25 protein-coding genes and 1 pseudogene are annotated in these 22,018 nt (G+C 62.4%); 14 read left to right on the top strand and 12 right to left on the bottom strand.

Annotation, left to right across the window (positions count from 1 at the left end; translation table 11 throughout):
- Positions 1–519: 519 nt before the first annotated feature.
- The 4 genes from BM198_RS28500 to BM198_RS28485 all read right to left on the bottom strand — a co-directional run bounded on the left by BM198_RS28500 (position 520) and on the right by BM198_RS28485 (position 2,944).
- Positions 520–684 carry a replication initiation protein gene (locus BM198_RS28500; protein ID WP_079866864.1) on the bottom strand — a complete coding sequence of 55 codons (165 nt, stop codon included), beginning with the start codon at positions 682–684 and terminating at the stop codon, positions 520–522.
- Positions 677–964, bottom strand: coding sequence for a helix-turn-helix transcriptional regulator (locus BM198_RS30820; RefSeq protein WP_073656513.1), 288 nt, complete (start codon positions 962–964; stop codon positions 677–679). The genes BM198_RS28500 and BM198_RS30820 overlap by 8 nt, the downstream gene beginning before the upstream one ends.
- A gap of 770 nt (positions 965–1,734) precedes the next feature.
- Positions 1,735–2,376 (bottom strand): DUF1109 domain-containing protein, encoded by a 642-nt coding sequence (locus BM198_RS28490; RefSeq protein ID WP_021703084.1) that lies wholly within the window; start codon positions 2,374–2,376, stop codon positions 1,735–1,737.
- A complete protein-coding gene (locus BM198_RS28485) occupies positions 2,363–2,944 on the bottom strand; it encodes a sigma-70 family RNA polymerase sigma factor (RefSeq protein WP_034011917.1) in 582 nt (193 codons plus the stop codon). The genes BM198_RS28490 and BM198_RS28485 overlap by 14 nt, the downstream gene beginning before the upstream one ends.
- Before the next feature lie 215 nt (positions 2,945–3,159).
- Here BM198_RS28485 and BM198_RS28480 point away from each other — a divergent pair, with 215 nt between their 5' ends.
- The 3 genes from BM198_RS28480 to BM198_RS28470 all read left to right on the top strand — a co-directional run bounded on the left by BM198_RS28480 (position 3,160) and on the right by BM198_RS28470 (position 6,501).
- Positions 3,160–3,432 carry a BufA1 family periplasmic bufferin-type metallophore gene (locus BM198_RS28480; protein WP_021703082.1) on the top strand — a complete coding sequence of 91 codons (273 nt, stop codon included), beginning with the start codon at positions 3,160–3,162 and terminating at the stop codon, positions 3,430–3,432.
- 206 nt (positions 3,433–3,638) lie between these two features.
- Entirely contained in the window at positions 3,639–5,570 is a 1,932-nt protein-coding gene (locus BM198_RS28475; protein WP_021703081.1) for a methyl-accepting chemotaxis protein, read from the top strand.
- 40 nt (positions 5,571–5,610) lie between these two features.
- Entirely contained in the window at positions 5,611–6,501 is an 891-nt protein-coding gene (locus BM198_RS28470) for an HD-GYP domain-containing protein (RefSeq protein ID WP_021703080.1), read from the top strand.
- A gap of 11 nt (positions 6,502–6,512) precedes the next feature.
- Here the strand turns inward: BM198_RS28470 and BM198_RS28465 are convergent, their stop codons facing one another.
- The gene (locus BM198_RS28465) at positions 6,513–7,154 is read right to left on the bottom strand and encodes a DUF1109 domain-containing protein (RefSeq protein ID WP_021703079.1); all 642 of its coding nucleotides are present in this window, start codon (positions 7,152–7,154) and stop codon (positions 6,513–6,515) included.
- 342 nt (positions 7,155–7,496) lie between these two features.
- On the opposite strand from BM198_RS28465, the gene BM198_RS28460 reads away from it, so the two are divergent.
- Genes BM198_RS28460 through BM198_RS28445 form a run of 4 tightly spaced genes read left to right on the top strand, consistent with a single transcriptional unit; the run spans position 7,497 to position 9,858 of the window.
- Positions 7,497–7,769: a BufA1 family periplasmic bufferin-type metallophore gene (locus BM198_RS28460; protein WP_021703078.1), complete on the top strand. Its 273-nt coding sequence runs from the start codon at positions 7,497–7,499 to the stop codon at positions 7,767–7,769.
- An 18-nt stretch (positions 7,770–7,787) separates the two neighbouring features.
- Positions 7,788–8,621: an MNIO family bufferin maturase gene (gene bufB, locus BM198_RS28455; protein WP_021703077.1), complete on the top strand. Its 834-nt coding sequence runs from the start codon at positions 7,788–7,790 to the stop codon at positions 8,619–8,621.
- Positions 8,618–9,373, top strand: a complete 756-nt coding sequence (locus tag BM198_RS28450) for an HvfC/BufC N-terminal domain-containing protein (RefSeq protein ID WP_021703076.1) — start codon at positions 8,618–8,620, stop codon at positions 9,371–9,373. Before bufB ends, BM198_RS28450 begins: the two co-directional genes overlap by 4 nt.
- Before the next feature lie 11 nt (positions 9,374–9,384).
- Entirely contained in the window at positions 9,385–9,858 is a 474-nt protein-coding gene (locus tag BM198_RS28445) for a DoxX family protein (RefSeq protein WP_021703075.1), read from the top strand.
- Between the two features lie 142 nt (positions 9,859–10,000).
- Here the strand turns inward: BM198_RS28445 and BM198_RS28440 are convergent, their stop codons facing one another.
- Together BM198_RS28440 and BM198_RS28435 are read right to left on the bottom strand one after the other, a co-directional pair.
- The gene (locus BM198_RS28440; protein ID WP_021703074.1) at positions 10,001–10,708 is read right to left on the bottom strand and encodes a glutathione binding-like protein; all 708 of its coding nucleotides are present in this window, start codon (positions 10,706–10,708) and stop codon (positions 10,001–10,003) included.
- Positions 10,705–11,286 carry a TetR/AcrR family transcriptional regulator gene (locus tag BM198_RS28435; protein WP_236081186.1) on the bottom strand — a complete coding sequence of 194 codons (582 nt, stop codon included), beginning with the start codon at positions 11,284–11,286 and terminating at the stop codon, positions 10,705–10,707. The genes BM198_RS28440 and BM198_RS28435 overlap by 4 nt, the downstream gene beginning before the upstream one ends.
- A gap of 134 nt (positions 11,287–11,420) precedes the next feature.
- On the opposite strand from BM198_RS28435, the gene BM198_RS28430 reads away from it, so the two are divergent.
- Both BM198_RS28430 and BM198_RS28425 read left to right on the top strand, forming a co-directional pair.
- Positions 11,421–12,119, top strand: coding sequence for a glutathione S-transferase family protein (locus BM198_RS28430; protein WP_021703072.1), 699 nt, complete (start codon positions 11,421–11,423; stop codon positions 12,117–12,119).
- A gap of 65 nt (positions 12,120–12,184) precedes the next feature.
- Positions 12,185–12,859 carry a haloacid dehalogenase type II gene (locus BM198_RS28425; RefSeq protein WP_021703071.1) on the top strand — a complete coding sequence of 225 codons (675 nt, stop codon included), beginning with the start codon at positions 12,185–12,187 and terminating at the stop codon, positions 12,857–12,859.
- A 213-nt stretch (positions 12,860–13,072) separates the two neighbouring features.
- Here the strand turns inward: BM198_RS28425 and BM198_RS28420 are convergent, their stop codons facing one another.
- On the bottom strand, positions 13,073–13,309 hold the full coding sequence (locus BM198_RS28420) for a DUF2798 domain-containing protein (protein ID WP_021703070.1): 237 nt from the start codon (positions 13,307–13,309) through the stop codon (positions 13,073–13,075).
- 360 nt (positions 13,310–13,669) lie between these two features.
- Between BM198_RS28420 and BM198_RS28415 the strand changes: the two genes are divergently transcribed.
- Positions 13,670–14,416 (top strand): SDR family NAD(P)-dependent oxidoreductase, encoded by a 747-nt coding sequence (locus BM198_RS28415; protein ID WP_021703069.1) that lies wholly within the window; start codon positions 13,670–13,672, stop codon positions 14,414–14,416.
- A gap of 413 nt (positions 14,417–14,829) precedes the next feature.
- Here the strand turns inward: BM198_RS28415 and BM198_RS28410 are convergent, their stop codons facing one another.
- Positions 14,830–16,407: a methyl-accepting chemotaxis protein gene (locus BM198_RS28410; protein WP_054571999.1), complete on the bottom strand. Its 1,578-nt coding sequence runs from the start codon at positions 16,405–16,407 to the stop codon at positions 14,830–14,832.
- 307 nt (positions 16,408–16,714) lie between these two features.
- Here BM198_RS28410 and BM198_RS28400 point away from each other — a divergent pair, with 307 nt between their 5' ends.
- The 4 genes from BM198_RS28400 to BM198_RS28385 are packed head-to-tail and all read left to right on the top strand — an operon-like array spanning position 16,715 to position 21,194.
- Positions 16,715–18,394 (top strand): Mu transposase C-terminal domain-containing protein, encoded by a 1,680-nt coding sequence (locus BM198_RS28400; protein WP_003465068.1) that lies wholly within the window; start codon positions 16,715–16,717, stop codon positions 18,392–18,394.
- A gap of 2 nt (positions 18,395–18,396) precedes the next feature.
- Positions 18,397–19,305, top strand: a complete 909-nt coding sequence (locus BM198_RS28395; protein ID WP_003465065.1) for a TniB family NTP-binding protein — start codon at positions 18,397–18,399, stop codon at positions 19,303–19,305.
- On the top strand, positions 19,302–20,519 hold the full coding sequence (locus BM198_RS28390; RefSeq protein ID WP_054471483.1) for a TniQ family protein: 1,218 nt from the start codon (positions 19,302–19,304) through the stop codon (positions 20,517–20,519). The genes BM198_RS28395 and BM198_RS28390 overlap by 4 nt, the downstream gene beginning before the upstream one ends.
- Before the next feature lie 60 nt (positions 20,520–20,579).
- Positions 20,580–21,194: a recombinase family protein gene (locus BM198_RS28385; RefSeq protein ID WP_000904941.1), complete on the top strand. Its 615-nt coding sequence runs from the start codon at positions 20,580–20,582 to the stop codon at positions 21,192–21,194.
- Positions 21,195–21,246: 52 nt separating this feature from the next.
- On the opposite strand, the gene merE is transcribed toward BM198_RS28385, so the two are convergent.
- The 3 genes and pseudogenes from merE to BM198_RS30860 form a co-directional block, all read right to left on the bottom strand.
- Positions 21,247–21,483, bottom strand: a complete 237-nt coding sequence (gene merE, locus BM198_RS28380; RefSeq protein WP_001087809.1) for a broad-spectrum mercury transporter MerE — start codon at positions 21,481–21,483, stop codon at positions 21,247–21,249.
- Positions 21,480–21,845, bottom strand: a complete 366-nt coding sequence (merD, locus tag BM198_RS28375) for a mercury resistance co-regulator MerD (RefSeq protein WP_003465059.1) — start codon at positions 21,843–21,845, stop codon at positions 21,480–21,482. Before merD ends, merE begins: the two co-directional genes overlap by 4 nt.
- A 16-nt stretch (positions 21,846–21,861) precedes the next feature.
- Positions 21,862–22,018, bottom strand: a pseudogene (locus tag BM198_RS30860) (mercury(II) reductase); the annotation flags it as partial.

The raw sequence follows: 22,018 nt of genomic DNA, 5'->3' as shown, positions 1-22,018 counted from the left end.
ATTCAGAGCCAACGCCCGTAAGCTAGCAGCAGGGCACGGCAAAATGGACGCGGAATGGCCAACTCAACAAATGACGACCAACGACTCGCTGATCTAACACGCGAGGCATTAGCCGACGTGAGCGAGGGTTTGGTGATCGATCACGCATTGGTCGAGACCTGGGCTCAGAGCCTTGATACCGACACCCCGGTGCCTTTGCCAACTCCAGATCGGCCTACTTAATTCGCAGCAGGCCGAACTGATCCTCAGCGGTATCAGGCTGAAGCCATTGCGCTAAGCGCGCCTTCGCTTGAGCAGGACTTCCATTCTGTTCGTTTAAATACAGCAAGTTACAGAACGAATGCACTAATTTTTGCCTCATCTCGGCATACCCCTGATTCCCCCCTTACCTCGGCATAACTTCAATCAGGCGTTCAGAGCCGATTCTATAATTGACTATAAAATCCTATAAAGCCCATCCTGAGTAACTTAGCGACGCTAGAAAGATATTTAAATACAATCAGTTGCAGCGCGTATGTCCTAATTTTCCTTTATCTCGGCATGACCCCGAATAGGACGAGGTAACGGTTTTCTGGGATCAATCTGACTAATAGCAGCCAAGACTAGGCGATGTTCATTGAGAGTTAATCTATAGCTTGCTGCGATCAGGCTATTGGACTTTGTGACCTTATGGCACTTATGCATAAGTGCCTCCTCGCTGAGTCATTCGCTCGGACTTCCGAGGTCGACCAGGCTTTCGTTTTGCGACAGGCCCAGCAGAGTCAATTAAGTCGAGTTGAACAACATGCAGCTGCAGCCAACTCTCAACATCCGCACGACGCCACAATAGTCTGCCTGCACCAGGAATGCGGCAAACAGGAGGCAAGCGCGAGGGATTCTTTGAATGCTGGTTTTTGATGGTGCCGGTAGACCGGCCTAGGATCTCAGCGAGATCAGTAACGGTGAGAAGCTTTTCGAGCGACATGATTCATCCTCGCCCGACCAGAAGGTCAGGTTTGGATGGGTCCACGGCAGCGCTGGTGATTGAGCAAGTGGAACTGCTGCTTCAGTTCCAGGATGCGATCATCCAGACGCGGGGTTGTACCCACAGTCGCCCACGCTTTCCTCCGCACCGCGCCGATTATTTTCCGGCCCCATCAATGCCGGTAGCTTGGTGTCAATCAGGCGATTACCCCCGAGAGAGGGCATCCTTTCTTCCGTGACAGTCTCGTCCGCTTACTACTGCCACGGTGCCGGGCCGAGGGACCCTGCTAACCTTCATCGGCTGCCACACCATTAACAGATAGTGGGGGGCCTCAGGCCAGGGCATTTCTCGTACCTCGCCGGCGCGTTCGTATTCAGACTAATCATTGGCAGTCATCCGCGCAACCACCATGGCACACTTTTGTCACACTGAAGCTGTGAATAATGATGATTCAGCGTGATCGACGATTATCGAGAGCGCCGACGCAGCCCAGGGAAATAAAGGGATTTAACGCTTACAGGCTGTACTTTAAGGCCCCGGCATGACGCCAGGCTTTGCAGTTGCACTGCAAAGGCCCGACGGGGAAGGTTTCGCGGATCAGCTGGGGAGGCGTGGGTTGCATCGGGGTTCCTGCGGGTGGGTGGTGGTTTCTGGCAGGTGCAAAGGGTGAGCCCAAGGGGCGGCGTCATTCAAGCCCTGCCGCCGTGTTCATCGCGCCTGCGCAGCCCCGGCGCCCTGGCCCGGCAGCAGGTGTGCGCCGGGCGGGTTCGTTACCAGCGCAGCAGGTAGGGGCCGACGATAGCGCCGAACAGGGCGGGCAGCAGCATGCCGGACAGGTACCAGACGCCCCAGAACGGTACCTCCATTTCCGGGCAGTGCAGGCAGTAGGCCAGGGTTGCGGTGGAGCCGGCAAGCAGGCCGCCGCCTGCGCCTGCCAGGCGCAGACGGGTCGGGGCCAGGCCACGCAAGGCCCAGAACACCGAGATAAAACCCGGCACGGAAAGCATCGCGATGTTGAATGGGCATTCTTTCCAGCTTATGCCCAGCAGCATGGGCATGCGTGCCTCGGTCGGTGCTTGCCACAGGGCCGCTATCGCGGCCAGCCACACAACGATGATGGGCAGACACAGCGACGCCCAGGCCGCACCGCCTTCGACACCCGGCCGAGCCAGGCGCGTGGAAAGCCACAACGAGCCCAGGGCGAGACTCCCGGGCAAGGCGAGCTTGGCCCAGAACACCGGTGTGCGCGCCACTTCGGCCAGGTCTGGCCGCACCCCGAAATACAACGCCATCAGCACAACTGCCGCGACACCGCCGACGAGCAGTGCCAGGGCGAAACGCTTGGCCATGGCCAGCCTGTCCATTGCAGGCTCACCCGCAGCAAGCATGGAAATCAGGTCATCCGTTTTCATGGCTCTGTTTACCTCTGATCACCATCGCCAGCGCTTTCAGGCCGCGATGGATACCTACCTTGACCGCAGAACTGGAAAGACCGGTCAGTTGAGCCGTTTCCTCTACCGAACGGCCTTCCAGTTTCACATGAATGATGGGCAGACGCTGACGCTCGGGCAGGTGCTGTAACAGCTTGCCCAGATCACGCCGGGCCTCCGCCGGGCGGCTATCCTCCACCTCGAACATGTCTTCGTCCAGCGAATCGGACAGCGCATCGCGGCGGGCGAACGCACGGAAGTGATCGGCCAGCTTGTAGCGGGCGATCGCCTGCACCCACACGGTCAGCGGCTGTTCGGCGCGATAGGTGTGCCTTGCGTTGTGCACGGCCAGCAGTACCTCTTGCAACAGGTCCTCGACCTCTCCCGGGCGCTGCGCCAGGCGTCGGCGAAGGAAACCGCGCAGGTGCGAACTGAGCGCGGTGAGGAATTCGCGGTATGCGGCCTCGTCGCCAGCCAACCCACCCAGAAGCAATGACTGCAGGCGCTCTTCGCGCGTGGCCATGACCTCATAGCTTGTAGTTCGCTCCATTGGCCGCCTTAGTTACACCGCAGGTGGATATTTTTCATTGAGCCCAGACTGCATCATATCGGCCGCAACGCCAAAGGTTTCAATCGGCGCAGGTGCACCGAAAGAAATCTCAACATTTTTCTGCCGCGCTGTAACCGTATCGACTGCTACGACGAATTACCTGTCGGACCGTCACACCGAGCTGACGGCCATCCAGTCCATTACGGAGATATGCCATGAAAAGCATCGCCCTCGCTACCGCCGCACTCGCCCTCGCCTCCATTGCATCCACCGCCATGGCCGACAACCAGGCCACGCCAAGCGTGGAAAAATGCTACGGCGTGTCCCTGGCCGGCAAGAACGACTGCGCCGCCGGTGCCGGCACCAGTTGCGCCGGCACCTCCAAGGTCGACTACCAGGGCAATGCCTGGAAGAACGTCCCGGCAGGCACCTGCACCTCGATCAAGACCCCCAAGGGCATGGGTTCGCTCACGCCGATCAAGTCCTGACCCACGGGGTTGCCGACCACGCCCGCACGGCACCGATGCGTGGCGTGGCCGGCGCACCGCTTTAGCACCGCCTGCCCGTCACCACGCTGCGCCCATGCAGGCCGCAGCCCGGCGGGATGCAAGCACCAACGTTGTGTATTCCCTGACGCCTTGCCGATACGACAGGCAACGCGCCAGGCCGTTTCAACGATCAGGGAGCGTTCAGCATGTTCGCCGTAGTGGGTCGGTTCTTCGGTAAGTCAGTCCATGGCAAATTGACCCTGGGCTTTGGCGCGGTGCTACTGCTATCGATCACGCTGTCCGGGATCGCCCTGCGCAGCATCAATCAATTGACCGACCGCAGCGAAGCGCTGGTCGAGAGTGCCTCTCTCGCCACCCTGATCGCGGCGGTTCGCCTCAAGGAAAACGAATTCGACCGCAATGGCCAGAGCAGTGCTGCCCAGGCCTACACCCGCGAGGTCGAGAAGCTGGGTGCGCGGGTGAATGAAATCCGCGCCAGCCTGGGCCCCGAGGCCAGCGAAACCCTGGATCACATCAGCGCCGTGGCGGGAGACTACGAACAAGCATTCGACAAGCTGGTAACGGCACGCCACCAGGCGACAAGCGCAGAAAAGGCCATGCTCCCCGCCATCGAGGCCATCGAGCAGCACTTCGGCAATGTCCGCCAGGCACTGTTTGACCTGCTGCCGGGCGGCGACCCGCAGAGCATCGAGCGGGCGCGCATGATCGTTGAGCTCGAAACCATCATTTCCCGGCTGCGCGAGCAGGTCCAGAGCTACATCGCCCGCCCCACAGCCGAAGGCGAACAGCGGGTGGCCCAGACCGCCGACAGCATACGCAATCGCGGCAATGAACTGTGGGAGCGGCTACCCAACGACACCCTGCAGGCGCAACTGGTGGAAGGGTTGCGGGCCGTGCTGGCCTACCAGGACCGGGTAAAGGAGTTGCAAAGCAGCGTGAGCCAGAGCGAATCGGTGAAGCAGACCCTGCTCGCACACTCCGAGGAGCTGCAACGACTCGCCACGATCGCCTACCAGCAACAGGTGCAGGGGCGCGATACCGATGTGCGCTCCGCCCATGGCGAACTGCTGGTGGCCCAGGCACTGGCATTGCTGCTGGGCCTCGGCGCCGCCTGGCTGATCACCCGGCAGATCGTGCCGCAACTGCATCGGGCCCTGGCCCTGGCACGGCACATCGCCGCCGGGGACCTCACCGGCAACCTGGACCATCGCCTGCACGATGAACTGGGTCAGTTGATGGATGCCATGCGGGAAATGGCGCGTCATCTCAGGCAGATCATAGGCCATATCGGTGCGAGCACCGAACGCCTGACGGTATCGGCGACCGACCTGTCGGGCGTGGCGACCCGCAGCAGTGCCGGGCTCAGCGACCAGCGCCACCAGACCGAACAGGTGGCGACGGCCATGGGCGAAATGGTCGCCAGCGCCCGGCATGTGGCCGAGGACGCGCGCCAGGCCTCACAGTTGGCGATCACCACCGAAGCCCGCAGCGTCGAGGGCGACCGGGTCATCAGAGAAGCGGTCGAGCAATTCGAAGCCCTGGCCAGCAATGTGCAGGTGTGCAACCAGGCCATGGCCCGCCTGCGCCATGATGGCGAGCGCATCAGTGGTGTACTCAACGTGATTCGTGACGTCGCCGACAAGACCAACCTGCTGGCGCTCAATGCCGCAATCGAAGCCGCCCGCGCCGGTGAATCGGGGCGCGGGTTCGCCGTGGTCGCCGATGAAGTGCGGGCGCTGGCGCAGCGCACCCAGAGTTCCACGCGGGAAATCGAAGCGCTGGTCCATGCCCTGCACACCGGCACCCAGGAAGCCACCACGCTGATGGAGCGCAGCGAAAGCATGAGCCACACCAGCGTGCAGCTTGCGCACAGCGCCGGGCATGTACTCGAGGAAATCCGTGAGTCGGTGGCGTCGATCCAGGCGGCCAACCAACAGATCGTCGTCGCCGCAGACCGGCAGACACAGCTTTCCGAGCATATCAACGAAAACATCACCACCGTGCGCAGCATCACCGAAAACTCGACCAAGGCGGGTGCTCGCATCGCCTCGGCCAGCCAGGAGCTCTCCAGCCTGGGCGCAGAACTGAACGAGCTGATACGGCACTTCACGTTCTAGGCATTCGACTGAAACCATACGGCCCGACCAAGGAACGCCTATGAACATTCTCCACTTGCTGGGCAAGCGCCCCGCGCGCCCTGTCATCGACGAAGCCTTGCTGTCCAGCCTGCTGACGCTGGCCTGGGTCGTGGAAGCCCGCGATCCCTACACCGGCGGCCATCTCTGGCGCGTTGCCCAATACTGTGCGCTGCTGGCCGAAAAAAGCGGCTTCGCACCAGCGGAGGTGGCGCGCCTTGCCCTGGGTGGTTTCGTTCACGACCTGGGCAAGGTCGGCATCCCGGATGCCATATTGAGAAAGCCCGGCCCGCTGAACGATGACGAATACGCGGTGATCCGCACGCACCCGGAAATCGGCCGGCGCATGCTCGAAACCCATCCGATAGCCGCGCTGGTGATGGATGCCGTGGCCTCGCACCACGAAACCCCAGACGGCAGCGGTTATCCCCACGGGCTCGGCGCAGCGGATATTTCCACGATGGCCGCCATTACCGGTATCTGTGACGCCTTCGACGCCATGACCAGCTCCCGCGCCTACCGCCCGGGCATGCCGCTGGACAGGGCGCTGGGCATCATCGGTCAGAACCTCGGCACGCAGTTCAATACGCACTATGGCCGCCTGTTCATCGAACTGGGGCACGAGGGCCTGCTCGACGCCGTAATGGGGCATACCGACGCGGGCATTCCCCTGCGTCGCTGCGCGATGTGCGGCCCTACCGTGGTCCTACAGCAGGCTCACGTCGAGGGCGATCATGTCTTCTGCCCTTCGTGCGCCAGCGGCTACGAGTTGGTTCGCCCCACCCCGGACGCTGCCCTGGCACTGCGTGCAACCGGGCAAACCGGCAGCGCGGACGACCTTGCGCCCCAACCCGATACCGACCTGCTCGCCCGCCTGGCCCGGCAATTCAGCCCGGCCCGTGGCCCGGCCTGAGCCGACAGCCCCTACCAGCGCAACACACAACGCCCCAGCAACGCCCCCAATGCGGTGGGCAGGGCCATGCCCAGCACATACCAGACGCCCCAGAACGGCACGGTCATTTCCGGGCAGTGCAGGCAATAGACCAGGGTGGCCAGCGTACCGGCCAATGCACCGGCACCCGCCCCGGCCAGGGGCAGCCGGGTGGGCGCCAGGCCGCGCAGCGCCCAGGAAAAGGCAACGATACCGGGGAGCGAGAGCAGCAGGATCTTGAACGGGCAACCCTTCCAGGTTCTACCCAGGGTCAATGGCAAGCGGGCGGCCAGCGGTGCCTCCAGCAGGGTATAGGCACTGGCCAACCACAGCACCAGCAACGGTATGCACAGCATGACCCAGGCGCCGCCGACCCGCCCGCCCGGACACGCGGTGCGCCGCGTCAGGTACAGCGCCCCCGGCAGCAACGCGACCGGCAACGCCAGCTTGGCGTAGAAAAGCGGCAAGCGAGCCACCTGCGCCAGATCGGGACGTACCCCGAACAGCAGGGTCATCAGCAACGCGGCCCCCAGGACACTGACCACCAGCGCCAGGGCAAAGCGCTTGCCGAACAGGTGCTTGTCGACCGCCGGCACACCGGTCGCCAGCAGGGTAATCAGCTCGTCAGTCCTCATCGTCCAACTACCTCTGCTACCCGATGCCAAGCGGGCCTTGGCACCAGCGGGCGCCCGGCCATCGAAGCCATGTGCGGCCGAGCGCGGTGCCGTTGGCACCGGCCAGGCCCTGTGGAGGTAGTTCGCTGCCAAGGGGGTAACGGTTACAGCCTGGGTGAATTTTCCCGCGCTGTAGCACCAGGTGGTTGCGCCCCCGGGGCATGGGCAGGCGTCAAGGCGGCGAGCGTGAGCACGTCGAAGGAAATATTCGATGTGCTGTAACCAAGTGCGCCGCCAGAGCGAATTACTGGTCGGACCGTCACGTTGCGCTGGCGGCCATTGAGCCTCTCACGGAGATACACCATGAAAAGCTTCGCCCTCGCTACCGCCGCACTCGCCCTCGCCTCCATTGCATCCACCGCCATGGCCGACAACCAGGCCACGCCAAGCGTGGAAAAATGCTACGGCGTCTCCCTGGCCGGCAAGAACGACTGCGCCGCCGGTGCCGGCACCAGCTGCGCCGGCACCTCCAAGGTCGACTACCAGGGCAATGCCTGGAAGAACGTCCCGGCAGGCACCTGCACCTCGATCAAGACCCCCAAGGGCATGGGCTCGCTCACGCCGATCAAGTCCTGAGCGCAGGCGCCGCCGATCATGCACGCTCCTATGCCACTGGGTGCCGGCCTTGGTTTGAAGGCCGAGCACTACGACGCCGCCCGGGACTGCAGCGCAGCCGGGCTGTGGTTTGAGGTCCACCCAGAGAACTACATGGTTGGCGGTGCTCGCCTGGCCCACCTGGAAGCGGTGGGCGAACGGCATCCGCTGTCGCTGCACGGGGTCTCCCTGTCCCTGGCGGCGGACGCCGCCCCCGACCCGACGCACCTCCAGCGCCTGCGCAGGCTGGCAGACCACGTGCGACCGGCGCTGGTATCCGAACACCTCGCCTGGTCCACCTGGCGCAATCACTATTACCCGGACCTGTTGCCATTCCCGCGCAGCCACGAGGCCCTGGTACGCATCGCAGACAACATACAGCGTACCCAGGATGCCCTGGGGCGCAGCATTGCCATCGAAAATCCCAGCCATTACCTGCACCTGGACGGCCACGACTGGGATGAAATCGACTTTCTCACCGAGCTGACGCAGCGCACTGGTTGCGCCCTGCTGCTCGACATCAACAACGTGCACGTCAGCGCGCACAACATCGATTTTGATCCGGCCGCCTACATCGATCGCTTCCCGGGCCAGGCCGTCGCGGAGATTCATCTGGCGGGGCACAGCCATGACGCCGGCGGTGCGTTGCTCATCGACTCCCACGACGCCCCGGTCGCTGACCCGGTCTGGGCCCTGTATCAGCGCTTGATCCAGCGCATCGGCCCGCGCCCGACGCTGATCGAGCGCGATGACAACGTACCCGCGTTCACGGCATTGCTCGGCGAACGCGCGCACGCCCAGGCCATGCTCGACCGACTGGGAGCGACGCAATGATCAGACGTCTCGAACACTTCCAGGACGCCTTCATCGAGGCCTTGCAGGTACGTGCCGCCCCGGAACTGTCCGCCCTCACCGCGCAACCCGGCTTTCAGGTGTACCGCAATACCGTACTCAAGGGCTGCGTCGAGGCGCTGTGTGACAACTTCCCCAGCGTCGAACGCCTGGTCGGCCGTGACTGGCTGCGCGCGGCGGCGGTCGTTCATGCCAACGCCTGCGCACCAAGCGATGCCCGCCTGATCTTCTACGGGGCGGACTTTCCCGCGTTTCTCGCGGCCTTCGAGCCGGCCCGGGAGCTGCCCTACCTGGGCCCGGTGGCCCAACTCGACTACCTGTGGATAGAGGCCTTCTGTGCCGTGCAGGAGCCCGCGCTGGAACTTGCCAGCCTGGCCGGCGTGTCGCCCGAGGCACTGGCAACCTGTCACCTGCGCCCGCGCGCCAGCGCACGCTGGCGGTGGTTCGACGAGCAACCGATCTACAGCCTCTGGCGCTGCAACCGCGAAGGGGTGGACCTGCCTGACAACCTGCCCTGGCAGGGCGAAGGCGCTTTGCTGGTGGGCCATTGCGATGGCGTCACCTGGCACGCGCTCGAACCCGCTGGCTGCGTGTTTCTGGACGCCTGCGCTGCCGGACACGATCTGGAGCGGGCCTCGGCCCTGGCCTTGCAGCGGCAAGGCGACCTGGACTTTACCGACCTGCTCAGCCGCTTGCTGGGTGCCCGTGTGTTCTCTCCCCTTGTTCTTGCATGAAGGAAATAGCCATGGATATCACCCAGCCGTCGTCCAACAACAGCCGCGCCACAGTGCGTCAACGCTGGGACCAGGTGTGCGACCTGCTTCAGCGCCTGATCAGCGACTCGACGCTCAGCCTGGTGGCGCGCATCAGCGTTGCGGCGATCTTCTTTCTCTCGGGGCGCACCAAGGTCGAGGGGCTGTTGACCATCACCCCCGGTACCTATGAGCTGTTTCGTAGCGAATACGCCCTGCCGCTGCTGTCACCGCACCTGGCCGCCCACCTGGCGACCTATGCCGAGCATGTGTTTCCGCTGCTGCTGATCGTCGGCCTGTTCTCGCGCCTGTCTGCCCTGGCGCTGCTGGGCATGACTGCGGTCATCCAGGTATTCGTCTACCCCGATGCCTGGCCAACGCACCTGTCCTGGGCCGGATTGCTGCTGGTCATCATCGGCCGGGGCGCCGGGGCGTGGTCGCTGGACAGGCTGCTGCGCATTCGCTGAATGCGACTGGCGCAGGCAATGCTGTGCGCTTCAGGTCGTGGGCGCTCCGTGCCCCTCTACCGTTTATGAGAGAGGGGCAGGAACCGAGGCCCACGGCTGAATGCATCAAGGCTATTACGGCAGGTACGGCAGGCTCAGGGGCTCATTGCCCGGCCGGTACATTGCCCGCCGTCTGCCCGAAGAGGATCTTCTTGCCCGCCTCGGTCACCGTCGGGCGGCTGGAGAACGGCTCACCCCTGGCGTAGGCCCTGACCGTGGCCGGGCGCTGGGCGATGGCCTCGAACCAGCGGCGCACATGGGGGAAGTCGTCGAGGTTCTGCTGCTGGTTCTTCCACGGCACGATCCAGGGGTAGCACGCCATGTCGGCAATGCTGTACTGCTCGCCGGCAACGAAGGTGCTGTCCGCCAGGCGACGATCCAGCACGCCATAGAGGCGGTTGGTTTCGTTGACGTAGCGGTTGATCGCGTAGGGGATCTTTTCCGGTGCATAGATCCCGAAATGATGGTTCTGCCCGGCCATCGGCCCAAGCCCGCCCATTTGCCAGAACAGCCATTCCGTCACCGTCTTGCGGCCACGCAGGTCGGTGGGCAGGAACAACCCGGTTTTTTCCGCCAGGTACAGCAGGATGGCGCCGGATTCGAACACCGTCACTGCTTCCCCGCCATCGGCCGGCGCAGTGTCGATGATGGCGGGCATGCGGTTGTTCGGCGAGAACGCGAGGAAATCGGGCTTGAACTGGTCGCCCGCGCTGATATCCACCGGGTGGATGCGGTAGTCCAGGCCGGCCTCTTCCAGAAACAGGGTGATCTTGTGGCCGTTGGGTGTTGGCCAGTAGTAGAGCTCGATCATCGTTGGTGGTCCCCGTGAAGGTTCAAGTGACTGTCAAGCAGGGTCAGCGCTGGCCGTACCATGCCTTCGAGCAGTTCACGCTCCGGCCGCGTTCGGGCCAGGACGCGAACGCCCAGGAGAATGCCCAGCAGCAGGCGCGCCAGATCGTCCGCCGGCTGCGCGCAGGTAATGGCGCCGCTGTGCTGGCCGGCCAGCACGCAGCGCCGGAAAAAGGCCTCGATCTGTATCAGGACAGCAGCCACGGCGCGCTGGAAGTCGGGGTCGTCCGGTGAGGCCTCAAGGGCGGAATTCACCAGCATGCAACCCTTGTGCTGGGGGTCGTTGAGCGAGCGTTCGAGTATCTCGTCGAAGAACGCCTCGATGGCCTGGCGCGGCGGCAGGACGCCTTCGAATCGCCGCACCCGGTCGGCAAAACCCTCTTCGACGTAATGGTCCAGCGCACGGCGATACAGCGAGCGCTTGTCGCCAAAAGCGTTGTACAGGCTGGCACTGGTCAGCCCCATGCCCTGGGCCAGGTCACGCACCGAAGTGGCCTCATAGCCACGGGCCCAGAAACATTGAACGGCTGCATCGAGCACCGCCCTCTCATCGAACTCTCTTGGCCGAGCCATCCGTACTCCCATTGCCAGGCCAACACAGGTGTTGCCCTTTTTCTGTAGACGGCCCTATTCTAGATCGAACGATCTAAAACACAAGACAGGACCCCACCCGCATGATTCATTTCTACTACCACCCCACGCCCAACCCGGCCAAGGTCGCCCTGTTTCTGGAAGAAACCGGGCTGCCCTACCAGCTGGTTCCTCTCGATACCGGCAAGGGCGAACAGCACACCGCGCAGTTCCGGGCCATCAACCCCAATGGCAAGGTCCCGGCCATCGTCGACAGCGAAGGCCCCGGTGGCCGCGAGGCACGGGTGTTCGATTCGACCGCCATCCTGCTCTACCTCGGCGAAAAGACCGGGCAGCTCATGGGCGCGCCGACCGACAAACCCGAACTGCTGTCGTGGCTGATGTTCATCGCCACGGGTATCGGGCCGTTCTCCGGCCAGGCCGTGCACTTCCAGTATGCCGCGCCGGAGAGCATCCCCTATGCAATCAACCGTTACCGGCGCGAAGCCGAACGGCACTACCAGGTGCTGGATGAGCACCTCGCCGGGCGCGACTACATCGTGGGCGACAGCTACACCCTGGCGGACATCTCAGCCTGGGGCTGGATCGACCGTGCCTCGCGCGTGCTCAAGGGCGAAAGCGACCCGCTGGCCGCCTACCCCAACATCCAGCGCTGGTTCCAGGCCATCGATGCGCGCCCGGCGGCGGCCCGTGCCCGTGAAGTGGGCAAGGACCACGCCTTCAAGAAAGACCTCGACGAGCAGATGCGCCGCGCGCTGTTCCCCTCCAACTACCCGGCGTAAGCCTCACCGGGTCAGCGTGCCCAGCGCACGCTGACCCCCGGACACGATCCCCAGAGAGGTGTGGCATGCAACCCATTGAAGGCATCGTTTTTGATCTCTACGGCACGTTGTACGACGTGCACTCCGTCGTCCAGGCCTGCGAAAGCGCCTACCCGGGCCAGGGTGAGGCCATCTCCCGCCTGTGGCGACAGAAGCAGCTCGAATACACCTGGCTGAGCAGCCTCATGGGCCGCTATGCCAGCTTCGAGCAACGAACCGAAGAAGCCCTGCGCTACACCTGCAAGCACCTGGGGCTCGCCACGGATGAAACCACTCTGCGGCAGCTCGGCCAGGCCTACCTGCACCTGGCTCCCCACCCGGACACGACCGCGGCCTTGCGGCGGCTAAAAGCAAGCGGCCTGCCCATGGCCATCGCCTCCAACGGCTCGCACCACTCCATCGAGCAGGTCGTCAGCCACTCGGACATGGGCTGGGCATTCGACCACCTGATCAGTGTCGAAACGGTCAAGGTGTTCAAGCCGGACAACCGCGTCTACAGCCTGGCCGAACAAACCATGGCCATCCCCAGGGACAGGCTGCTGTTCGTCTCGTCCAACAGTTGGGATGCGACCGGCGCCCGGCACTTCGGCTTTCCGGTGTGCTGGGTCAATCGTCAGGGGGCCGTGTTCGATGAATTGGGCGCCACCCCGACCCGTGAAGTACGTGACCTGGGCGAGATGAGCGACTGGCTGCTCGATTGAAGCTGTCCGCGCGAACGGCGCCCATGGATGATGGCCGGGGCGCCGTTCGGGCCAGGGCTGCTAGTGAACAAGGCGAATGCCGTCGATGCGTACCTGTTCCCCAGGCGAGAAGGCTTGCCCCGGCGTACGGAAACGCTCGCGAGTGCCGTCATCGTTTTTCACCCTGTAGGCGTTTTCACTCAGGCCCGCCGATGCCATCGCTGCGCGGTGGGCTCAGAGGTTGTCGCTGTCGGTCAGGTAATTGACCAGGCGCCGAAGCCAGGGCGCGATCAACAGCACCACCGGAATCATCATCAGCCAGGACAACACCCAGGCCTTCGACCAGTGCCCCATGAACCGTTCCACGGGAAACAGCGGACGGCTGGCAATTGCCGAGGCAATCGCACAGGTAATGGCCGACTGCAACAACGCAAAAAGATGGTGCCCGTGGCGTTTCGATAGCTTGATCACTGTACATGCCCCCTGGTTACGGGAAGCGCGCCATGCGCCTCCGCCTCGATGCCCTCAACGCGTGAACGCCACAAAGGCGCCTGGCATGGCTGTTATCCTGCCGCGAATGCGCACAGTGGTTTTATCCGTCCGTGCAGAACATTTTACCGATTGTCCCCACTGCGCATTCTATGCGGAACGAGCCTGGAGGCAATGCGCTCGCCTGGCCGGGTCATCGCGACCACCGATGAGTCACCGCGACCACAAAAACTCCAGGTCATAACGACAACAAAAATCACAACCTACTGTTTTTAAACAACTTATATACTGGCATGGTTTGTGTTCAGCACAGTGCTCACCCACTGAATGCAAGGACAAACCATGCAGCACAACGAATTCGACAATCGCCTGGCTGTGGTCACCGGTGCCAGCTCGGGCATCGGTTACGCGTTGACGACCGGCCTGCTCCAGGCCGGGGCCAGGGTGTTGGCCATGAGCCGTCACCAGGGTGAGCTGGGGGCTTTGCAGGAACACTACGGAGAACGACTGACCTGGCTTGAAGGCGACATCAGCCGCGCCGACGACCTCGCCAGGCTGGCCCGGTATGCGCACACCCTGGGCCCGATACACTACCTGGCCCCCAATGCCGGGATCGCCCAGTTGGCCGATGGCCTGGATGCCGCAGCCTTCGAGCGGCAATGGGCCGTCAATGGCGCGGGCGCGCTCAATACCCTGGCCAGCCTGAAAGCCCACCTGGCCCGCCCAGCCTCGGTCGTGTTCACCGGCACCTTTCTCTCGCAGGCAACCTTTCCCGGCCTCGCCGCCTACATTGCCTCCAAGGCGGCCCTGAAAGCCTTTGCGCGCAACCTGGCCGTCGAGCTGGCAGCCGACGACATCCGGGTCAACATGGTATCGCCAGGGCCCACGGCAACACCGATCTGGGGCACCCTGCAACTCAGCGACGACGCGCTGGCGGCGGTGGCCAAGACAGTGGAACAGCGTTTGTTGAATGGGGCATTTCTCGAACCCGCCATGATCGCCGACGCCATGCTGCACCTGCTGTCGCTGGGCGCACGGGGCATCCACGGGCAGGACCTGATCGTCGACAACGGCTACACCCTGCGCTGACCATGGCATGCGCCGGCAGGGCATATGCCCTGCGGTGCATGTTCATCGCAGCAAGGCCGCCATCAGGCGGCCGTCAGGCGCACTCAGGCAAACTGGCTGAACGACATATTGTCGTCCACATTATTGCCGGTACTGGCTGTGGTCGGACCACCCACCAGTTGGCCGCCCCAGGGATTGCTCTTCGGTTCGCCCTCATTGATGGCGACCTGCGAACGCTCCTTGATGGGGGAACCGCAGAATTCGGAAAAAATCGTACGCTAAGCTAACGGTGTTCTCGTGACAGCTCTTTGACTAGGCTTTCTAAGGCCATTCTGATAGCCCTGACTTCCTGAAAAGCCATGGCTAAAATTTGTGCGGCTAAAAGGGATAACCGATGATAAAGTAAGTTATCCCTGTCGAGATACTGAAAAGCGTTATCCTCGTTTTTCCCAAAACTGTTTTGCCAGTTCGCTCAGAGCGCTAGTTAACTGAGCGACAGATTTCGCACTTTGCAAATTATTCTGCCCGGTCTGTACATTGGTATCAGCAGCATCGCGTATATTGTTAATACTGCGGTTGATGTCTTCACTTACTGCTCCCTGCTGCTCGACCGCAGTCGCTATTTGCGCGTTCATGTCGGTAATTTCGTTAACACGTTGGCCAATTCCATCAAGAGCTGTAGCTGCTTCCTCTGCGTGAGCTACACTCGTGTGCGCTTGCCGACTACTTTGCTCCATGACTGTAACAGCGGATTGCGCTCGCTCTTGTAGAGCGCTGATCATGCTTTGAATATCCGTTGTCGATTGCTGGGTGCGAGCAGCAAGACTGCGAACCTCATCGGCGACAACAGCAAAACCACGCCCCTGCTCACCAGCACGCGCGGCCTCAATTGCTGCGTTGAGTGCCAACAAATTCGTTTGCTCGGCGATCCCTCGTATAACGTCAAGAACTTTTGATATCTCGTTACTTTGACCTTCAAGCTCATGAATAACCTGAGCGGCTTGCCTAATTTCACCTTCAAGGGCAATGATTGACTGGCTTGTGTGGGCTACCAGACGCTGGCCAGATGCCGTCTCAGTGTCTGCTCTTCCGGCCGCATCTGCAGCATGCTGTGCATTGCTCGCAACCTCTTGAATGCTTGCCGCCATTTGGTTTACTGCCGTTGCTATTTGATCTGTCTCTGCCTGCTGCTCAACTGTAAGTACATTGCTTGACTCAATATCCTTTAGTAGGCTTTGGGTGTGTTCGCTAAGCCGATTTGATGCATCACCTATGCGACCTACTACGCTGCCTGTTTCAGCTTGCATCATTCGTAAAGCAAACTCTATTTGGCCAAACTCATCGGTGCGCCCAGTGTAGAGGGATTGACTTAATGGGTTATTGGAAATATTCCTGGCTCTTTCAACCAGTCTTCCAAGAGGAGAGAGAATAGCCAAAACACTAACAGAGCTTAAGCTTCCTGACATTAAAGTAGCTAACAATAAGCTGCTTATTGATGTATCAGTAAGCATGCCGGCAGCCATTGCGCTTGATATAATACTACCCCATATGAGCAAGAGTATTTTCACGGAAAAGCTAGCAGCCCATTTCGGCCTCGCGGCCTTCCCGCTTCTCAATTGAGCATATAATTTTTCCGCAGCCAAAACCTGCTCAGGTTCAGGCTTGGTCCTTACAGACTGGTATTCAACAATCGAACCATTCTTAGCTATTGGCGTTACATAAGCACTTACCCAATAGTGGTCGCCATTTTTACAGCGATTTTTTATTAGCCCCATCCATGAGCGGCCAGATTTTAATGTACTCCACATATGCTCAAATGCAGCAGGCGGCATATCTGGGTGTCTTACGATGTTGTGAGGCTGGCCTAATAGTTCTTCCTCAGTGAAACCACTGATTTTAATGAAGTCAGGATTAATGTACGTGATATGGCTTTGAGGGGAGGTAGTCGAAAGAATATTGGTATCTTTTGGGAGTTCTAAGTTTCGACCCGTCACTGGTAAATTCTGGCGCATAAGAGCCTCAAGGGTTGGCTGTTTTATTTTATTGTATTCGGCATTAAGCCCAATTTCTTTAGCGTTACGATAAAGCTAGCATGGAAACGATAGGTGCAAGCAAGTTAAGGGTTGCATCGCGCATGTCAATCTAGGCTATACCCTAACTGGATGTCAGGAATGGCTGTCGTTTTCAGAAGACGACCGCACCATCTGACTGGATGTAACGCCTGGTGTGCATACGGCTCCTGACAGCCCAATATCAGGAGTCGTCTGCACCAATCTCGACTATGCTCAATACTCGTGTGCACCAAAGCGAGGTTTGGGCATGACATCAGACACTCCACCGATTGCCGCGCAAGGCGTGGCCACCCTGCCCGACGAGGCATGGGCGCAAGCCCGGCACCGGACGGAAATCATCGGGCCACTGGCAGCGCTTGAGGTGGTCGGGCATGAAGCCGCCGATGAGGCAGCCCAAGCGCTGGGCCTGTCCCGGCGACAGGTATATGTCCTGATCCGTCGCGCCCGGCAGGGTACTGGCCTGGTAACAGACCTGACGCCCGGCCGATCCGGCGGCGGCAAAGGCAAGGGGCGCTTGCCGGAACCGGTCGAGCGCATCATCCGCGAGCTGCTGCAAAAGCGCTTCCTGACCAAGCAGAAACGCAGCCTGGCGGCGTTCCACCGCGAAGTCGCGCAGGCGTGCAAAACCCAGAAGCTGCCGGTGCCGGCGCGCAACACCGTGGCCCAGCGGATTGCCGGACTACACCCGGCGAAAATAGCCCGCAGCCGGGGCGGGCAGGACGCTGCCCGTCCCTTGCAAGGCGCGGGTGGCATTCCGCCCGAAGTCACCATGCCGCTGGAACAGGTGCAGATCGACCACACCGTCATCGACCTGATCGTGGTCGACGAGCGCGACCGGCAACCGATTGGCCGCCCATATTTGACCCTCGCCATCGACGTGTTCACGCGCTGCGTACTCGGCATGGTGGTCACGCTGGAAGCGCCGTCCGCCGTCTCGGTCGGCCTATGCCTCGCGCATGCCGCCTGCGACAAGCGGCCCTGGCTGGAAGGGCTGAATGTGGAAATGGACTGGCCGATGAGCGGCAAGCCCAGGCTGCTCTATCTGGACAACGCGGCCGAGTTCAAAAGCGAAGCGCTGCGCCGTGGCTGCGAACAGCATGGCATCCGGCTGGACTATCGCCCACCAGGCCAGCCGCACTACGGCGGCATCGTGGAACGGATCATCGGCACGGCGATGCAGATGATCCACGACGAATTACCGGGGACGACCTTCTCCAATCCCGGCCAGCGCGGCGAGTACGATTCCGAGAAGATGGCCACCCTGACGCTGCGCGAGCTGGAGCGCTGGCTCGCGTTGGCGGTAGGCACCTATCACGGCTCCGTGCACAACGGCCTGCTCCAGCCGCCGGCCGCGCGCTGGGCCGAGGCCGTGGAGCGCGTTGGCGTCCCGGCCGTCGTTACCCGCCCCACCGCGTTTTTGGTCGATTTCCTGCCGGTGATCCGCCGCACCCTGACCCGCACCGGCTTTGTCATCGACCACATCCACTACTACGCCGACGCCCTCAAGCCGTGGATTGCCCGGCGCGAGCGCTTGCCCGCCTTCCTGATCCGGCGCGATCCGCGCGACATCAGCCGCATCTGGGTACTGGAACCGGAAGGTCAGCACTATCTGGAGATCCACTACCGCACCTTGTCCCATCCGGCCGTCACCCTCTGGGAACAACGCCAGGCGCTGGCCAAATTGCGTCAGCTCGGGCGCGAGCAGGTGGACGAGTCGGCGCTGTTCCGCATGATCGGGCAGATGCGCGAGATCGTGACCACCGCCCAGAAGGCCACGCGCAAGGCGCGGCGCGACGCTGATCGCCGCCAGCACCTCAAGACGTCGGAGCCACCGGCCAAGCCCATACCGCCGGATGTGGACATGGCTGACCCGCAGGCAGACAACCTGCCGCCGGCCAAACCGTTCGATCAGATCGAGGAGTGGTAGCCGTGGACGAATATCCCGTCATTGACCTGTCCCACCTGCTGCCAGCGGCACAGGGTTTGGCCAGGCTGCCGGCAGACGAGCGCATCCAGCGCATTCGCGCCGACCGCTGGATCGGCTACCCGCGCGCGGTCGAGGCGCTGAACCGGCTGGAAACTCTGTATGCGTGGCCGAACAAGCAACGCATGCCAAACCTGCTGCTGGTCGGCCCCACCAACAACGGCAAGTCGATGATCGTCGAGAAATTCCGGCGGGCGCACCCGGTCGGCACCGACGCTGACCAAGAACATATCCCGGTGCTGGTCGTGCAGATGCCGTCAGAGCCATCGGTGATCCGCTTCTATGTCGCGCTGCTGGCTGCGATGGGCGCGCCGCTGCGCCCGCGCCCACGGCTGCCGGAAATGGAGCAACTGGCGCTGGCCCTGCTGCGCAAGGTCGGCGTGCGCATGCTGGTGATCGACGAACTGCACAATGTACTGGCTGGCAACAGCGTTAACCGGCGCGAGTTCCTCAACCTGCTGCGCTTCCTCGGCAACGAGCTGCGTATCCCCCTGGTCGGGGTCGGCACGCGCGAGGCGTACCTGGCCATCCGTTCGGACGATCAGTTGGAAAACCGCTTCGAGCCGATGCTGCTGCCGCCGTGGGAGGCCAATGAGGACTGCTGCTCGCTGCTGGCCAGCTTCGCGGCGTCACTCCCGCTACGGCGGCCATCCCCGATTGCCACGCTGGACATGGCCCGCTACCTGCTCACCCGGAGCGAAGGCACCATCGGCGAGCTTGCACATCTGCTGGTGGCGGCGGCCGTCGCCGCCGTGGAGAGTGGCGAGGAAGCGATCAACCACCGCACGCTCAGCATGGCCGACTACATCGGCCCCAGTGAGCGGCGGCGACAGTTCGAGCGGGAACTGATGTGAAGTCCGCGCCGCGCTGGCCGCTGCATCCGGCACCCAAGGAAGGCGAAGCCCTGTCCTCATGGCTCAACCGGGTCGCCGCCTGCTACCAGATGGACGTGCACGAGCTGCTGGCCCACGATCTTGGTCACAGCCAACTTGATGACCTGGATACCGCACCATCCTTGTCGTTGCTGACGGCGCTCTGCCAGCGCAGTGGCGTCGAGCTGGAGCGGTTGCGCAGCATGAGTCTTGCAGGCTGGGTGCCGTGGCTGCTCGACAGTCTCGACGATTCGGTACCAGCAGCCTTGGAAACCTATACATTCCAATGCGCGGTGCTCCTGCCCAAGCGCACCCGCAAGGTGCGGTCCATCACTCGCTGGCGTGCCTGGCTACCGAGCCAGACGATTCGCCGGGCGTGTCCGCAGTGTCTGAACGATCCAACGAATCAAGCTGTGCTACTCGTCTGGCAGCTCCCCTTGATGCTGAGCTGCCCGCAGCATGGCTGCTGGCTGGAGTCCTACTGGGGCATGCACGGCCGGTATCTTCAGTGGGAAATCGCCGATGCTGCGCCGCGCCCTGCCGATGACGCAATCGCCTGCATGGACCGGCGCACCTGGCAGGCGCTGACGACGGGTTTTGTGGAGCTGCCGCGTCGGCGTGTCCACGCCGGCTTGTGGTTCCGGCTGCTGCGCACCCTGCTTGATGAGCTGAACACGCCGCTCTCGCACTGCGGCAGTTGCTCGGCGAGCATCCGCCATGTCTGGGAGCGCTGCGGCCATCCGCTGCGCGCCGGGCAGAGTCTGTGGCGTCCCTACGAGATTCTGGCCCCGGCGGTGCAGTGGCAGATGCTGGAGGCGGCGGCCACCGCCATCACGCTGATCGAGTCAAAGGCGCTGATCCCGCGCGGGGAACAGGCCGCGCTGTTTCAGACGGAGCCGCACACTGGTTTCACCAACGGCCTGCCGGCGAAGGTGCCGAAGCCGGAACCCATCAACCACTGGCAACGAGCAGCCCAGGCCATCGATGAGGCCATCATTGAAGCGCGACACAACCCGGAGACGGCCCGCTTGCTGTTCACACTGGCGTCCTACGGGCGACGCGACCCCGAATCCCTGGAACGTTTGCGCGCCACGTTCACCAAGGAGGGCATCCCGCCGGAGTTTTTGTCACATTACGAGCCTGAATGGCCGTTTGCAGGTCTTAGACTAAATGACGGGTTAAGTGACAGTTTTTGACGGCGAGAACTTTCTGGCTCACACTGTCACATAATCGAACGTATATGTGACAGGTACGACATGCTGATAGGCTACATGCGGGTATCGAAGGCGGACGGCTCCCAGGCTACCGATTTGCAGCGCGACGCGCTGATTGCCGCCGGGGTCGATCCAGTACATCTTTACGAGGACCAGGCATCCGGCATGCGCGAGGATCGGCCCGGCTTGACGAGCTGCCTGAAGGCGTTGCGAACTGGCGACACACTGGTCGTGTGGAAACTGGATCGGCTCGGACGCGACCTGCGACATCTCATCAACACCGTGCACGACCTGACTGGGCGCGGCATCGGCTTGAAGGTATTAACCGGGCACGGCGCGGCCATCGACACCACGACCGCCGCCGGCAAGCTGGTCTTTGGCATCTTCGCCGCCCTGGCCGAGTTCGAGCGCGAGTTGATCGCGGAGCGCACGATTGCCGGCCTAGCCTCGGCCCGCGCGCGCGGGCGGAAAGGCGGCCGGCCGTTCAAGATGACCGCCGCCAAGCTGCGGCTGGCGATGGCGGCAATGGGTCAGCCAGAGACCAAGGTCGGCGACCTGTGCCAGGAACTTGGCGTCACGCGGCAGACCCTGTATCGGCATGTTTCACCCAAGGGTGAGCTACGTCCAGATGGCGAGAAGCTACTCAGCCGAATTTGATGCCGGCATGAGGCAACGTAGCGACAGCGTGGTTTGTCTCAATGGGAAGCGCTCATGATCGATCTTTGAAGGCCCGCAGCAGTCGTGTCACAGACAGGACGAACAAACCGGTCAGCGTGAGGGCTGCGATACCCCAGTACTCTCCGATGAACGCGCCGGCCGTCGTGCCGGCCAGCACAATGGCGAGAATCGGCAAATGGCAGGGACAGGTGAGCACGGCCAGCGCGCCCCACAGGTAGCCGGTGATCGGTTTGTGCGTCTCGGACGGCAAGCGCTCGGGGCTGTTCATGGCAGACTCTCCGCGTGCTGTGCCGGCTCGGTCGGCATGGTGGCCAACTGCACCTCCAGATCGGCCAACGCTTCGCGCCGACGCTCGACGAACTGGCGCAGAACGGCAAGCTGCGCGGCCGCTTCATCGCCGTCCGCAGCATCCAGCGCCCGGCACAGCCGCGCCAGCGCGTCCAGGCCGATGCCCGCCTCGAAGGCCGCCCGCACGAAGCACAGCCGTTGCAAGGCGGCATCATCGAACAGGCCATAGCCGCCCGGGGTGCACGCCACCGGACGCAGCAATCCGCGCAGCAGGTAGTCGCGCACGATATGCACGCTCACCCCGGCATCAAGGGCCAGCCGGGACACGGTGTAGGCGCTCATTGAAAACCTCCTTTTTTTATCCAGCGCAGCAGGAAAGCTGCTTCACGTCCTTGTTGAAGGTCTGCGCCGCAAGCTTCAACCCCTCGACCATTGTCAGGTAGGGGAACAACTGGTCGGCCAGTTCCTGCACCGTCATGCGGTTGCGGATGGCGAGCACCGCCGTCTGGATCAGT

The organism is Metapseudomonas otitidis, assembly GCF_900111835.1.
Lineage (GTDB): Bacteria > Pseudomonadota > Gammaproteobacteria > Pseudomonadales > Pseudomonadaceae > Metapseudomonas > Metapseudomonas otitidis.
The sequence above is the reverse complement of the archived record's forward strand: the minus strand, read 5'-3'. Positions and strand labels throughout refer to the sequence as shown.

Bases quoted from the DNA above. Each gene is read 5' to 3' on its own strand.
- BM198_RS28500 (WP_079866864.1), bottom strand. From the start codon at position 684: ATGCATAAGTGCCATAAGGTCACAAAGTCCAATAGCCTGATCGCAGCA.
- BM198_RS30820 (WP_073656513.1), bottom strand. From the start codon at position 964: ATGTCGCTCGAAAAGCTTCTCACCGTTACTGATCTCGCTGAGATCCTA.
- BM198_RS28490 (WP_021703084.1), bottom strand. From the start codon at position 2,376: ATGAAAACGGATGACCTGATTTCCATGCTTGCTGCGGGTGAGCCTGCA.
- BM198_RS28485 (WP_034011917.1), bottom strand. From the start codon at position 2,944: ATGGAGCGAACTACAAGCTATGAGGTCATGGCCACGCGCGAAGAGCGC.
- BM198_RS28480 (WP_021703082.1), top strand. From the start codon at position 3,160: ATGAAAAGCATCGCCCTCGCTACCGCCGCACTCGCCCTCGCCTCCATT.
- BM198_RS28475 (WP_021703081.1), top strand. From the start codon at position 3,639: ATGTTCGCCGTAGTGGGTCGGTTCTTCGGTAAGTCAGTCCATGGCAAA.
- BM198_RS28470 (WP_021703080.1), top strand. From the start codon at position 5,611: ATGAACATTCTCCACTTGCTGGGCAAGCGCCCCGCGCGCCCTGTCATC.
- BM198_RS28465 (WP_021703079.1), bottom strand. From the start codon at position 7,154: ATGAGGACTGACGAGCTGATTACCCTGCTGGCGACCGGTGTGCCGGCG.
- BM198_RS28460 (WP_021703078.1), top strand. From the start codon at position 7,497: ATGAAAAGCTTCGCCCTCGCTACCGCCGCACTCGCCCTCGCCTCCATT.
- bufB (WP_021703077.1), top strand. From the start codon at position 7,788: ATGCACGCTCCTATGCCACTGGGTGCCGGCCTTGGTTTGAAGGCCGAG.
- BM198_RS28450 (WP_021703076.1), top strand. From the start codon at position 8,618: ATGATCAGACGTCTCGAACACTTCCAGGACGCCTTCATCGAGGCCTTG.
- BM198_RS28445 (WP_021703075.1), top strand. From the start codon at position 9,385: ATGGATATCACCCAGCCGTCGTCCAACAACAGCCGCGCCACAGTGCGT.
- BM198_RS28440 (WP_021703074.1), bottom strand. From the start codon at position 10,708: ATGATCGAGCTCTACTACTGGCCAACACCCAACGGCCACAAGATCACC.
- BM198_RS28430 (WP_021703072.1), top strand. From the start codon at position 11,421: ATGATTCATTTCTACTACCACCCCACGCCCAACCCGGCCAAGGTCGCC.
- BM198_RS28425 (WP_021703071.1), top strand. From the start codon at position 12,185: ATGCAACCCATTGAAGGCATCGTTTTTGATCTCTACGGCACGTTGTAC.
- BM198_RS28415 (WP_021703069.1), top strand. From the start codon at position 13,670: ATGCAGCACAACGAATTCGACAATCGCCTGGCTGTGGTCACCGGTGCC.
- BM198_RS28410 (WP_054571999.1), bottom strand. From the start codon at position 16,407: ATGCGCCAGAATTTACCAGTGACGGGTCGAAACTTAGAACTCCCAAAA.
- BM198_RS28400 (WP_003465068.1), top strand. From the start codon at position 16,715: ATGACATCAGACACTCCACCGATTGCCGCGCAAGGCGTGGCCACCCTG.
- BM198_RS28385 (WP_000904941.1), top strand. From the start codon at position 20,580: ATGCTGATAGGCTACATGCGGGTATCGAAGGCGGACGGCTCCCAGGCT.
- merE (WP_001087809.1), bottom strand. From the start codon at position 21,483: ATGAACAGCCCCGAGCGCTTGCCGTCCGAGACGCACAAACCGATCACC.
- merD (WP_003465059.1), bottom strand. From the start codon at position 21,845: ATGAGCGCCTACACCGTGTCCCGGCTGGCCCTTGATGCCGGGGTGAGC.